At 42.7% G+C, this 12,565-nt stretch carries 12 protein-coding genes; 8 read left to right on the top strand and 4 right to left on the bottom strand.

Annotated features, from left to right (window positions below):
- Together AC23NW_RS35415 and AC23NW_RS35410 are read right to left on the bottom strand one after the other, a co-directional pair.
- Window positions 1–1,109, bottom strand: a 1,109-nt coding sequence (locus AC23NW_RS35415) for a DNA cytosine methyltransferase (protein WP_487455362.1), incomplete at its 3' end; no start/stop codon positions are given.
- Window positions 1,102–1,758, bottom strand: a complete 657-nt coding sequence (locus AC23NW_RS35410) for an Eco29kI family restriction endonuclease (RefSeq protein WP_487455360.1) — start codon at window positions 1,756–1,758, stop codon at window positions 1,102–1,104. The genes AC23NW_RS35415 and AC23NW_RS35410, both read right to left, overlap by 8 nt.
- A 621-nt stretch (window positions 1,759–2,379) precedes the next feature.
- On the opposite strand from AC23NW_RS35410, the gene AC23NW_RS35405 reads away from it, so the two are divergent.
- Entirely contained in the window at window positions 2,380–2,868 is a 489-nt protein-coding gene (locus AC23NW_RS35405; RefSeq protein WP_487455358.1) for a toll/interleukin-1 receptor domain-containing protein, read from the top strand.
- A 602-nt stretch (window positions 2,869–3,470) separates the two neighbouring features.
- Here AC23NW_RS35405 and AC23NW_RS35400 read toward each other — a convergent pair.
- Window positions 3,471–3,851 (bottom strand): hypothetical protein, encoded by a 381-nt coding sequence (locus AC23NW_RS35400; RefSeq protein WP_487455356.1) that lies wholly within the window; start codon window positions 3,849–3,851, stop codon window positions 3,471–3,473.
- A 428-nt stretch (window positions 3,852–4,279) separates the two neighbouring features.
- Here AC23NW_RS35400 and AC23NW_RS35395 point away from each other — a divergent pair, with 428 nt between their 5' ends.
- From AC23NW_RS35395 to AC23NW_RS35365, 7 genes are all read left to right on the top strand, one after another.
- Entirely contained in the window at window positions 4,280–6,559 is a 2,280-nt protein-coding gene (locus AC23NW_RS35395; RefSeq protein ID WP_487455354.1) for a rolling circle replication-associated protein, read from the top strand.
- Window positions 6,560–6,680: 121 nt separating this feature from the next.
- Window positions 6,681–7,295, top strand: coding sequence for a nucleotide-binding protein (locus AC23NW_RS35390; RefSeq protein ID WP_487455352.1), 615 nt, complete (start codon window positions 6,681–6,683; stop codon window positions 7,293–7,295).
- Between the two features lie 15 nt (window positions 7,296–7,310).
- On the top strand, window positions 7,311–7,538 hold the full coding sequence (locus AC23NW_RS35385; protein WP_487455350.1) for a hypothetical protein: 228 nt from the start codon (window positions 7,311–7,313) through the stop codon (window positions 7,536–7,538).
- Between the two features lie 90 nt (window positions 7,539–7,628).
- Window positions 7,629–8,087 carry a hypothetical protein gene (locus tag AC23NW_RS35380; RefSeq protein WP_487455348.1) on the top strand — a complete coding sequence of 153 codons (459 nt, stop codon included), beginning with the start codon at window positions 7,629–7,631 and terminating at the stop codon, window positions 8,085–8,087.
- 531 nt (window positions 8,088–8,618) lie between these two features.
- A complete protein-coding gene (locus tag AC23NW_RS35375; protein WP_487455346.1) occupies window positions 8,619–9,152 on the top strand; it encodes a BfmA/BtgA family mobilization protein in 534 nt (177 codons plus the stop codon).
- A 12-nt stretch (window positions 9,153–9,164) separates the two neighbouring features.
- Window positions 9,165–10,454, top strand: a complete 1,290-nt coding sequence (locus AC23NW_RS35370; protein WP_487455345.1) for a DUF5712 family protein — start codon at window positions 9,165–9,167, stop codon at window positions 10,452–10,454.
- A 34-nt stretch (window positions 10,455–10,488) separates the two neighbouring features.
- The gene (locus AC23NW_RS35365) at window positions 10,489–11,382 is read left to right on the top strand and encodes a hypothetical protein (protein ID WP_487455343.1); all 894 of its coding nucleotides are present in this window, start codon (window positions 10,489–10,491) and stop codon (window positions 11,380–11,382) included.
- A 336-nt stretch (window positions 11,383–11,718) separates the two neighbouring features.
- On the opposite strand, the gene AC23NW_RS35360 is transcribed toward AC23NW_RS35365, so the two are convergent.
- Entirely contained in the window at window positions 11,719–12,462 is a 744-nt protein-coding gene (locus tag AC23NW_RS35360; RefSeq protein ID WP_487455341.1) for a hypothetical protein, read from the bottom strand.
- Window positions 12,463–12,565 lie beyond the last annotated feature (103 nt).

Below are 12,565 nucleotides of genomic sequence, written 5' to 3'. Positions count from 1 at the left end.
GCCAGTTTTACGGGAACAGCGTTCCCAATCTGACGCATACCCTCTGTCCAGCTTCCACTAATATGGAAGTCGTCGGGGAAAGTTTGAATACGGCAACTTTCTCTTACTGAAAAATATCGCACGGAGTCATCATAATACCGTACCATGTTTTCACCCCCTGGCACACCGTGATCCCCTGCTTTTAGTGTTTTCGCCGGTTCATCTATGCCACTGCCGGTATGTCCAGGATACAGCCGTGCCCCTTCACGAATTTCGTGATTGGTCAAGTTCTCCGGAATGATTGAAATGGCATCCCGTACAGTTCGCCAACGCTGTTCAGCTGGTCCGAACATGCCGTATTTCTTAAATAGGCGGTCTATTTGTGCTTTTTCTGTAGATGTTGGTTCGGGACGATCTTTTCTAGAGATGTGATGTTCATCCCAGTAAGAGCCGGTAACCCACTTAGCCCAGATCAATGCTTCTTCGGAATGAGTTGCTTTTGGGAAGTTCCATTCCGTTTCCAGATCATTCCTGAAACCAACGATGAAAATACGTTCCCGCTTTTGCGGAACTCCATAATCGGCAGCATTCAACAACCGTATAACAGTATTATAGCCATGATCTGCTTTCTTCCCAGCAGTATGATACCGCTCCAATCTGGATAGATGTTCCTCCCAATCTTCTTTGGGACGCTTTATTAAATCAGGATGGTTTAGTTGTAATGTGATGTATTGCAGGTAATTGGCGAAAGAGGCCCGTAAAAGCCCTTTCACATTCTCAAAAACAAATACTTTAGGTCGTAACTCTCGTACAGCCCGAATTGCTACAGGGAACATGTCCCGTTGGTCGTCATATCCCTTATGTTTTCCACCTAAGGAAAATGGCTGACAAGGGGGGCCACCGGCAACTAAATCGATAGGCTTTTCAATTTTTGAGAATTCAAAATTGCGGGCATCCCCTTCAACAATATCCCACGTATTTACGGGCGAATAATTTGCCTGTTTGTTGTGGCGCAGGGTATTGCAGGCATTTGTATTCCACTCTACCAGCACCTCATGATGAAAACCTGCGGCCGATAATCCCAATGCAAGACCACCCGCCCCTGAAAACAGCTCAACAGAATTATACATTATTTAAGTCTCCAGTTTTTAACAGCTGGACATATTTTTCCACGTTTTGAACAATTGAGTTCGGGTCATTCTCACCCTTCACACCTTTTAGTTTTTCCGCCCACTTTCTGCCGCGGTGAATGACATCCCACTGTGAACGCGCCTGGTCATATCGTCCACCGCCGGGATCGTGATTTCCAAAACCATCAACCCAAGCGTTCCAGAGCGGATTATATTCTTTGATAATAGCTGATTCTATCGGTGGGATTAGTGCATTCTCGTCATGTGGAATGATGACAAACCGGCATTGAAAATCTTCCAAAGCCAAGTTTTCAGCATCCTGGATGCTTTTTGCGTGTTCGCGCAATCTTGAAAATAAGCTGCTTGTTTCTTTCCCCCCCATCCCTTTTCGCCCGCCAGTCGGTATCGCTTTCCCAACGTAAATAGGAAGGTTGTAGGCTAACCGATTAATACCACTTATAGCCTTATAGTGTTCAAACTGGCCGGTGTAGTAAATTGCATAAATGCCTGAACCAATAAATTTCTCTGGTGGTGGTAATTCATAAACAGGCGTTCCGTTGAAAAAACGAATGGCATCTTTTAGAAGGTCCGCCAACTGAGGCGAACGGAAAATATGATCCTCTGGATTAAAGGGGTGTCGTTGAATCATCCGGCTACTTTGGGGGAAACTCTTTCCCGATCTATTTACTACGTCTTCGCAAGCTAAACAATTTCTGGATGTGCTAATTCTTGACTGACAAAAAAGCAGTATCTCAGAATGTATGCAGAGTAGGCATATCTGCGGTATTTTATATTGCTAATAACGGTTTAGGTGAAATTGTGACAATATGGCTGAAAATGTGACGGAACAAAATATTGGTACATAGTTTGAACCGTGTTTGTGAGCAAATTACCTTCAGTAGTGCGCAATTAGCAGTTTGTAGAAAGCACTATAGCTAACACTGCTCTTTGTCTGACACAAAATATCTACCGATATAAAGCAGACAGAAGTTTCCAACCGTTTCTATTTAATAAAAATGTTATCTCAGTTGATATGGCAAGATGCACAGCACCAGTAAATGGCCATCGTACAGCAAGCGGGCGAGCCGCTTGTCCTGCATGCGGTGGTAGCGGCCGCCACTATGGCAGCTATGATAACTACGAGTCACGTTCACACTCATTTTCTTCTTACTCTTCTTCGGGTAGTAGTCGGAGCAGTGGTGGATCAGGTAGTAGTGTAAGGCCGCGTTGGTCGCGAGCTGGATCACTTCTTGTATACACACCTGCTGAAGTGCGGACGCTTACTCCAGTTCGCGAGAATTTCGAAAAGAGGGCATCTCTACCTGAACTTAGAGACATTTTTCTCTGCCATGCTTGGGACGACCGCAAAGAGGCTGCTAAGGAGCTGCACGACTTGCTTGAGTCAAGGGGGGTTTCGGTGTGGTTCAGCGAAAAGGATGTTCTACTTGGGTCTCCATTGCTCCGCGAAATCGACAAGGGATTGGCAAAATCAAGGGTTGGGATTGTACTGGTAACTCCTGCATTGCTGCGTCGCATCCAAAATCAAGGTATTGCCGACAAAGAGCTTTCCGCACTCCTTGCACGTGATTTACTCGTTCCTATTGTGCATAATACGACGTATGAAGCTCTCCGTGAAATTAGCCCCTTGCTTGGTTCGCGAAGCGGCTTGAATACTGCTGAAGATACGATGGTTAATATTGCCGCCAAACTAGCTGAGTTAGTTACTCCTGAAGATACACCGGTATGCATCGCAACATAGCAAAGTAACGCGGCAAAGCTGGGAAAATATAGAGATAAGCCACATATAAGTATACCTCCGTTTGCTTATATACAATGCAGGTATACATTGCTCAGACAACAAAAGGCCCCCGCAGCAACTATTGAAAGTTGGTGCAGGGGCCTTTCCATATGGATCTTAGGAGAAGGGATTTAGTTAATCGCCTTTCTCATGCTTATGTGGCCTCAAAGTGGGATGCTTCGGCTGATTTTCAGGAGTGACCCGTCTTCTTTGGTCCGGCGTACCATCTGGCTTGTTAGGCTTTGGCCCTGGTTTGATACCCATGATAATGAATGGTTTTGTGGTTTGAAATTTATTTGCAAAGCCTTGATGTAGAAAGGCTTTATCCCTTTGGGAGATTAAACAAAGATAAAAAAAATAGGCACTATAGCCTAGGCCTTAAACTGTTCAAAATCGAAGGATTCGTTCATGGTTTACTTCGGTATTCATGTAAAAGCCTGAATTTTTCAGATTATCTTGCTTGACACAGTTCCGCGAACAGTCTCGCCCTTTCGTTTTTTTTAGTACTATATATTGTTTTCTTTTTTGTTTCCCACTTGATTTATTATTCCCGCTGCTTAAAATTATATTATATTAATATATGGTCCTTCTGCTGCATCATTAGAAAGGGCTGTGTCTATCATAAACATATCTGCAGAAGTCTTTATAAAGATGTTGTGATAGTGAATAATGGCCCAGTTACCACCGCCCAGCGTGATCCGGCCCCCGACCTGTAACGCATTTTTAAGGGTATGCTCAGGCATTTTCTGTTCATGAGGAAAATTGACTGAAAACAGTTTTGTATAAAGTTTCTGGTAGGCTTCATATAGGAGGGGGAAAGAGGAAAACACGATTTTTCTGCGTGTTTTTGTGTTTTCAATACTGTAAAGGGAGTTAAGCATAAATTGTACTTTTTGGGGATCAATCGAAGTTTCGCGCTGACGAAACTTGACCTGTGGTTGCATTATTTTAATAAATAAATATAGTTAATGGTCTTGTTTTTTTAAACTAAAAGTCTGAATTTTGGCTAAAGATTTTACCCCGCTGCCACGCGAGTCTCCGCGTAATCGTTTGGCGACCTTTATCGGTTTATCTCCATTTTGGCAGCGTAAAGCCTTTACCCTTGTGGTAAAGGCTTTTTTATTTGCCTGATAAACAGCTAGTTATTATTAAATTTTGCCGTATACTAACATTTTTGTAGCCTTTTTGTAAACACATAAATAAGTGCTAATTTGCCTCTCGCCAAACGATTTACGCGAGCTGGCAGACTCGCAGTATTTATTCTCTGCCGAAACATATGCTTAATAGCACCACCGGCAGGGGAAAGAACCCCCTTTTTACAGATCGTATACATGCTAATCCCGTTCAGCAGGGCCTGGACGATTTTGTGCGTATGCGTCAGCTTACCGTGCGCCAGCAGGAGGGCGATAGCCCGTTAGTTTATCCTCGTGCCGAGAATCGCAGATTTATCCAACCGGCTAATTATGAAACGGTTGCGACCGAAAAACCTCAAAACAATAAAGGAGGTAGACCGCGAAAAGCGACGACGAAGGAGGAGCGGGAAGCCGCTAGAGCGGCTAAACGTCAGGTTAAAATAAAGCGTACTGCGAAGGAGAACGCCCAGCACAAAGCGGAGAACCCTTGTCAGTTCGTAGTGCCGGACTTGGGCCTAAAAACAATCTATAAGGTATTCCAGATCAGGAGCAACCAAGCGAGGTTGGTGGATGACTTTACCCGATGGAGTGACCGGCGACCGATGCCAGAGCTTGAGAACACTGGCAATGAGATTGTGAAGATCGCGGGTGAGTATTATCTGATTCGGCCTGATTGCATAGTTAATCTTGAAACAGGGGAAGAATTAGTAAAGCCACTTACTTACAGTTACTTAGAGGTCGTTTACTATAACATGCAACCTGATTTTTGGGTTGATGCTGATGGAAACGAACTTGATTTTGCCGCGCTCCAGGCATCATTAATCGAACAGGGCCAAGAGTGTGAACCCGTTAAATTAGCCGATTTTGGGGAGGGCAAAAGTACATCATTTGACAATCTAAAGACCGGATCAGAAGGGTTAACGGGCAAACTGAGCAAAGCCAGTCAGCGCAAGATTATGGAACGTTTGGACACGTTTGTAAGCGTCCTGAAGATGGTAAACCGTAAAATTCGCCGAAAGAAGGGAGGGAAGTCTTTTAGATATGCTGCCTTTGTTACTTTAACTCTACCCGCCGAGCAACGTAATTCAGATAAAGAGTTGAAAGAGATTGCATTAAAGCCTTTTATGCAATGGCTTAGGGATAAGTTTAACGTTATCAACTACTTATGGAAGGCAGAAACTCAGAAAAACGGGCGTATTCATTTTCATATAGTTATCGACCGTTTTGTACATAGAGATCATGTGAGGGATCATTGGAACAAAATAATGGATCGGCTGGGATATGTCGAAGAGTTCGCCCAGGCACAACGCGCAAAATTTACAGACGAAAACGGCGAATTGAAATTTTCCTATACCGAAAAAGAGCTACAAGAACAGATCAAGCGGGTACGAGAACGCCGAAAAAAGGGTGACGCGAATATAAAATTAGATCGGACAGGCATTAAAGGATTTGCACTAAAGCAACTTGAAGCTCGTTTTGAGAAGGCAAAAGCCGCCAATTTTCGCCAACCGCCATCCGTTGACGTTCAGGGGCTTTCTGATATGAGCAATGCCGTTGCCTACTTAGCAAAGTATTTTTCTAAAAATGGTGATGATGATTTAGAAAATGCTGATAATGAGGAAAAGGGTGAGCGTGAGCGGTCGAAAATATACCGCTCCGTCGAAGGTCGTTTGTGGGATTGCTCGAAAGATGTAAAGGCACTAAAGCCTTTTCGGAAGGTGGCCGCTTATGCCGCCCAGACGGATACCGGGCAGTTTTTACGCCGGACTGTTGATATTTGTATATTGGATTTTTTAAAGTTTATGGATAATACCAGCAAATTGCGCGGGGTAGAAAACGGGGGTGTTCGGAAGGTGGCAAAGGACTATTTCACGAATTATATTACAAAGAAGCGAATTGCACATTACCTGATTGGAAGGTTTTTGCCGCTGGCTTATGAACTCGATAATTATTACATACAAATATATCGTTGGATGTATGAAGGGGTTGAGGGATTCGAGGACATTCAGCTAAATGAAGTGCCTGAAAATCAGCAAAGTGTAAAGATTGATCCTGAGTTAGAAGCCGAAGCGTTGAAAGAACTTGAAGCATTAAAAAATGCTGAATATCAGGCTTTTGATAAGCAATGTAAAGAAGAAGTAACGCTGATCGACGGTAAATTAGTTGAGCCAGAATTACCCGAAATTGCTTTACGCCGTGAAGTTAAAAAATTGGCATACAAGGCTAAACGGGAAGAAGAGTGGCAGGAAGCCGCCCAGAAAATTGAATTGGAGGAAGCACGTTTAAAAGCGACTCGCACCGCCGATCAGGAGAGAGCCGAACTTTTGCGGCTCCTGATTCCTACCGAAGAACGTACTTATTTTACGTCCTGCAAGGCCGAAGCCCCCAAGTCGAGCTATGCCGGGGTTTCCCTTCATAAAGGAGAATGTAAATCAATTACGTCCATTGATTTTAGGGCAACACGGTATGATCTAACTGGTTTTGAGGGAGTTACGCAAGATATAGGATGCCCATTCTAACAAATTATAATTCTATAGTTTTATAAATTTATAATTTGTTAGAGTTATAAATTTATAAAACTATAATTTTATAGTTTTATAAAAGTGTAGTATCTTTAGGGTATCACTAAACAGCTATTCTATGAAAGTGATTACAGTCAGTCACCAGAAAGGCGGGGTAGGTAAAACAACGCTGACGCTGAATCTTGCTTTGTATTTTGCGGGAACCGGCCTGAAAGTTGCCGTTGTAGATACTGACAGTCAAGGGAGCTTAAACGATGTTCAAGAGATTATTGAAGGGGTTGATTTTCTGTCGGCTGAAGCCTTGAAAAATGGGGGGATAGCTGGTTACGAAATGGTCTTTGTCGATACACCCCCTTACCTACAAAGTGGCCTGGTATCTCTGTTTGAAATGTCGGATTTCGTACTGATCCCAAGTACCGCCGGATATTTGGACGCGATGGCCGCGAAGTCAACGGTTGCATTGATCGAGAAGGCTCAGGCAAAGAATCCTGATCTTAAGGCTGGGATTGTGCTTAACAACGTACCGGCGCAGAATCGTAACGCTGTTTTGAGCGAGGTCAAAGAGTTATTGTCAGGATTGTCTGTCCCGCTTATGACGAGCGTTGTTCATCAAAGGAACGCTTTTAAGCGAAGTATTTTTACCAGTGGCATCGACCATCAGGGCGAAGGCCGGGACGAGAAGGCCGTTGCTGAAATCGACCAATTAGCCACTGAAATAGCCGATTCATTCTAACCTGTATTTGACAAAATGGAAAGTAAAAAAAAGCTGTTTGATAAGATCAAGAGCGAACCGGCAAAGCTGCCAATAAAAACTGTTGAGCCTGCCCCAGCAAAGATTGAAACCGAGGATCGAACATCTATCCAGATTCGTAAATCACTACATAGTTCATTGAAAGTCTCAGCAGCTAAAACGGGTAAAAAATTGCAAGATTTGGTTGAAGAAATCTTGATTAATTACCTTAAAAAATCTGAGTAAAAGTTTATTGTTTACTGTAATTTTATCTAAAAAGACGATTTTTATAATCGTCTTTTTTTGTATATTTATATGTAAAAATGATAAAAATGTATGCGAAGAATTACCGTAGAATTGTGGCAGCTTATAGATATTGCTCCGCTAATTTTTAGTATTGAACCGCAGAGCAAGACTGAATCTTTAGTGTCAATCCGATTTAGGAAAAGCAAGAAGTTTTACCAAAATAAGCATTACAAATTATTAGATTTTTTTGCTAAAAATTTTGTAATGGTTGAATTATGGGTTTATCGAAATATCAAAAGAGTATTTCCCAAATTTTCGAGAAACCTTGTCTTTGATGTTCAGATGTTGCGGCAGTTTCACGACCTTATCTTGCCTGATTCTGTGTTTGAAGATGCTGAGGCAGTTGTGCCGGTTCCGGTGGATCAGTTAAAGAAAGCCGTTCATTTGCTGACGTATTATAAATATAAATATTCAGAGAATGAAAGTAAAGCGATGTATCAAGAGGGGGAGCGTATATTGAGCGTATTTTATAGCGAACGAGGGGGCTGAAATGCCTAAAGAAAACTCATCACTAAATACGAAATCCGCTTTAAAAAAGCCCTCTGGAGGCTTTAAGCTATCAATCCAGAGGGCAGCGCGAACGAGTCCGGCATTCTGTTTATTCCTGTTTGGTTGGTCTCCACCAGAGCCAAATTCCGCTTCAACAGAATGAGACAAACGTACTGCTTTCCAGTCTAAATAGCAACGTTCCGTTGCTGGGTGTTTGCTCTACTAAACTAACTATCATCTTTCAGTGTCAGCCCTCGTACATATTCGCTTTGCTCATTGTACTCAGACTACCCCCGAAAGCCGATAGTTAGCAAGCCGACAGGGGTAATTCTCCACTTCGTTACGAATGACCCCTGTTCTGCTTGCTCTGCGAGGCTCTAACTAACTATAAATCAATTGCTTACTAAAATACGCTAAAAATCCGCTAAAAATTAATTATAATATTAGTTATAGAATAAGATTTAACTAATTGACAATGAGTTAGGTTAATTATAAAGTAGTCTTATAATTAACATTTAAACAAGAGATCGAATGAAGAACGAAAAAGGTAATGAGAAGTTGAGCAGCGTTGCGATTAGTGCGACCGCGACGGAGAATTTAGGGCGGTTGTGCAAGCGTTTTGGGGTGAATAAAAAGGAATTTGTGGAATTGTCGATTGCTTATTTTTCACGCCCTGGGCGAGATCCCCGAGAAGGTAATGAAGACGCGATGGTTGACCGTTTGGGGGCGATTGAGCAGACATTGAAGCGGTTTCAGTCGGATTGGCACGCAAGTAAAAATAGTTGGGAGAAGAACTATTTGAAACCGGGAACGCAGGCTGATATACAGCTTTACAACCTGTTAGAAAAATTGACTAATTCCAATGCAGATGCTGAGATAATGGCAATGCAATTTATGCTTACAGCGTATGTACTGACACCTGATTCGGTTCGGGAATTGGGGGAGCGGAAAAACATACTCAATCGGCTATACAATGTTCTCTCACGCTTGCCTCTTGCTCCTGAAAATGTGACGAAAATAAAAAGTATGCTGGACCAGATGGATAGCGTACAGCCGTATTTCTAAATAAAGTAAGGTATGCCATACGTTAGTTTCGCGGGACGTGGACAGGGAGAAATGGGACAAAAAATCCACGTTTCTAATCGGGGTACTTCATCAACTTTGATGCAGTACCTTGATAAAGAAGAAGGTGTATTTTTTGACCGTGATAATAATAAATTAACCGTCGATCAAGCGACGCAACTCTTAGATGGTAATACTAAATATTTAGATAAGAGTGACAGTAAATTTCACAGTCACATTTTTGCACCTTCTCAAAAAGAGTTAAAGGGTTTGTCTGATGAGAAGCTGATTGAATTAGGTCATGCGGATATGGACGAGATTGCTAAGCAGTTTAATCGTTCAGGAGTGAAGCGGGAAACAATGGTTTACGTTCTTCGTCTGGAGCGGGACCGATATTTTGAGAAAGGAGAGGTATCGGGGGAGGTGCAGACTAATGAAGAGACGGGTCAAAAGTATATAGTAAAGGGGGCGTTAAAGAAGGGCGAGGAACGCCAGCAATTTGACGCGGAGGGTAATAAAATCTATTATGTCGGCGATAAAAAGCCGGGAGACAACAGGCATGTTCATTCGGTTATTTCGGGCCAAATCGACCGTGAAAAACTGCCCGAATTAAAAGCGGCTGGTGAGATCGAGCAAAAGGTGACGCGGATAAAAATTAGTCCGAACATTACGTCAGGAGATCATAAAAAAGGGCAGGGAGTAGCCAAGGCCGCATTTAATCGCGTCGATTACATCAATGCTTTTGAACGGCGGTTCGATACGATTGCGGGTTATGATCGTCCTTATGCAGAAACGTTTGAATATGCTCGGATAAAGAATAGTCCCAACGTTTCGACTGCGGAGAAAGTGGCTAATGAGCAAAAGCGAGTAAATGATGAGTCGCAGGAATGGTCGGTTAATGGTTCAGGTGGCGGCTTGACAGTAGGTAGTGAACCACAAAAAACAGAACAGCAGATGGAAGAGAAAAAACAGCCAGAACAGGCGGTGCGAACAGCCGCCGAGCGGTTAGCTGAAATTAAGACAGGTATTGAATCGGCTAAGCCGACGACAAGGCAGGGGCCAGCCGAGCCAGCAGGGGGGGCGATACCTGGGCGAAAGGAAGAAGCAAAACCAATTGATCTGTCCAACTTCACGTTTGATAAAGATCGTTTTACCCAACCGAAAGAGGAGCCAAAACCCGAGCCGAAAGCGGATCAGAAGCAGGATCAGAAGCGAGATCAGGGGCAGAATCAGGGGCCGAAGGTCGAACCTAAACCGGAGCTTAAGCAGGAGCCACCAAAGAAAAGTAGGAGTCGCGGTATCTGATTAATTATTCACCATTAAACTACACTACATACTAATGAGACGTTTCGGAAAGATTATGACAGAGGGCGAACAGGAGCCGAATGGGCTGGAGCCGGTACAGGAAGTACAGGTGCCAGTACAAGAGCCATTGGTTCAGGCGCAGGAGAATGATTTGATGTTGCAATTATTGGACGTTCTTCAAGTCGGTTTGTCGAGTAACGACAGCAAATACGAGGAAGTAAAACAGGCGTTAATTGCTCTTATTGAAATTGATGGAATGACGGGCAAGTACACTGGCAAGGTGGGGGCTTTCTTGGAAGAAGTTAGGGTGACCGTGAAGAGTCGTAATACTGATTTAGAGCGGTCTGTACAGGTTATCAATGAGCTAAACCCTAACAAAATGTACGGCCAGATGCGCGAAGCGTTGCAGGCCGAGCAACAAGAGGGATGGGACAAAATGAAAGCGGATCAGGCCGGATTTCATAAAATTTTGGCAGACATATTTGATGAACTTCAAGCAAAGCGCAAGCAGGACATAGCCGCCACCAACCAGAATGTAAACAAGATTCTGACGATGCAGGAAGGGGTGGATAAGAGTTTGGGCCAGATATATAACAAGATAGACAAGGGTATTACTGGCCAAAACGCTGACATGCAGGAGACGAAGGCGACAGTACAAACGGCGATGTACGATATGGGAGCCTTATTTGCGCAGTCGATGAAAGAAGCCGCCCATTTCAAAAAACTGTCCCAAAATCTGTTCGGCATTGTGGTTTTTGTGGTTGTCGCTTTTGGCGTTGTGGGCGTGTTGTTGATCTCAATGTACAGTTCAGATGCCGCGCTTGCAAGGCAGGAAGCCGAATTGCAGGGACGGGTGGTGAAGTCTCAAATCAAAGAGATTGATAGTTTAGAGACGATCATTAAAGGAAGGCAGTACAGACGGAAGTAATCAGTTTTTTAATATCCTCATTCATTTTAAACATAACTACATAATGACAACAGGATGGATTATCTTGATGGGAGAAGGGTTAACGTGTTGATAAGAGTGATTTTGTGGCCGAATCAAATGGGAGATAAAAGAGGCATTATTGTCCCTTTTGGGGTTGTACATAGGTCAATCATCGAGAACCACGAAATTACTTTAGGATTTAGATAACCGACAGTATATCAGAGACTTTATCTACCCAACTATGAAAAAAAGGCCAGATAAGGCCCTTTCCCCTTTTTTGCTGTTGACTTAACTTAGCCGTTATGTGCTGCGTAAGAAACAATTGAAATTGTTTTATTAATCGATAAAGTAAGATATACCAATCCCTAAGTTATAAGCCTGTCCGTTATTGATTACTGTTGCATGATAGTTTGGCGAACTTTTACCGAGATTGTAAGTGGTTTGTGCTCTTACAATTGGTTTAGCACTGGCTATATTTTTGAATGTGTAGTTTGCATGTAATAATACGGCGATTTGTCGCCTTAACGGTATTGATAAACTTGCGCCTATGACTGGGAGTATAATGTATTTGCTTTCATAGTAGAACTTTGATCTGGCGCTAATTACGGTGTCTTTGGAGGCTGTAAGTATGTACATGTTGCTAGGTATGCCTGTTAAACCCGGATATTTTGCAGAATTCTGATATGTTAAATTAAAACCACCTGATAATGAGAAAGTTATTTGTCGTTGTGGACGGTAGGTGAATCTGACCAAATCATACTTTATCATTAGAGGTAGGATGAATTGTTTTTCAATGATAAGACGGCTGTCTGAGTTGACAATGGTTCTAAATGGTACGCTCATACTGTTATAGGAAGTTTTATAGAGACCTGTTTCAATACTTAGTCGGTCAAACTTTTTACCTATAGTTACTCCTACCATTGTTGCTCCTTTGGATACAGATTTGATATCATCTCCATTGTCCGTAACCCTATACATGTCTGTTCTCACATATGCATTTAATGATATATGGAAGGATTCTTGTGCCTTTGCTATGGTGCATAATGACCATATGAGAATAGTAAAAGAAATTTTTTTCATTTATGGATATATTTATTTTCCTTTATACTGAGGTGGTCCGGTTTAGCGGCACACTGAACTTGCAAGTTTAGTATAATACTCCTGCTCAAACTGTTCAGGGCTT

Source organism: Arsenicibacter sp. R0_47 (assembly GCF_057652235.1).
This window is presented reverse-complemented; position numbering and strand designations above follow the sequence as displayed.

Bases quoted from the DNA above. Each gene is read 5' to 3' on its own strand.
- AC23NW_RS35375 (WP_487455346.1), top strand. From the start codon at position 8,619: ATGAAGAACGAAAAAGGTAATGAGAAGTTGAGCAGCGTTGCGATTAGT.
- AC23NW_RS35360 (WP_487455341.1), bottom strand. From the start codon at position 12,462: ATGAAAAAAATTTCTTTTACTATTCTCATATGGTCATTATGCACCATA.
- AC23NW_RS35385 (WP_487455350.1), top strand. From the start codon at position 7,311: ATGGAAAGTAAAAAAAAGCTGTTTGATAAGATCAAGAGCGAACCGGCA.
- AC23NW_RS35380 (WP_487455348.1), top strand. From the start codon at position 7,629: ATGCGAAGAATTACCGTAGAATTGTGGCAGCTTATAGATATTGCTCCG.
- AC23NW_RS35370 (WP_487455345.1), top strand. From the start codon at position 9,165: ATGCCATACGTTAGTTTCGCGGGACGTGGACAGGGAGAAATGGGACAA.
- AC23NW_RS35365 (WP_487455343.1), top strand. From the start codon at position 10,489: ATGAGACGTTTCGGAAAGATTATGACAGAGGGCGAACAGGAGCCGAAT.
- AC23NW_RS35400 (WP_487455356.1), bottom strand. From the start codon at position 3,851: ATGCAACCACAGGTCAAGTTTCGTCAGCGCGAAACTTCGATTGATCCC.
- AC23NW_RS35410 (WP_487455360.1), bottom strand. From the start codon at position 1,758: ATGATTCAACGACACCCCTTTAATCCAGAGGATCATATTTTCCGTTCG.
- AC23NW_RS35390 (WP_487455352.1), top strand. From the start codon at position 6,681: ATGAAAGTGATTACAGTCAGTCACCAGAAAGGCGGGGTAGGTAAAACA.
- AC23NW_RS35395 (WP_487455354.1), top strand. From the start codon at position 4,280: ATGCGTCAGCTTACCGTGCGCCAGCAGGAGGGCGATAGCCCGTTAGTT.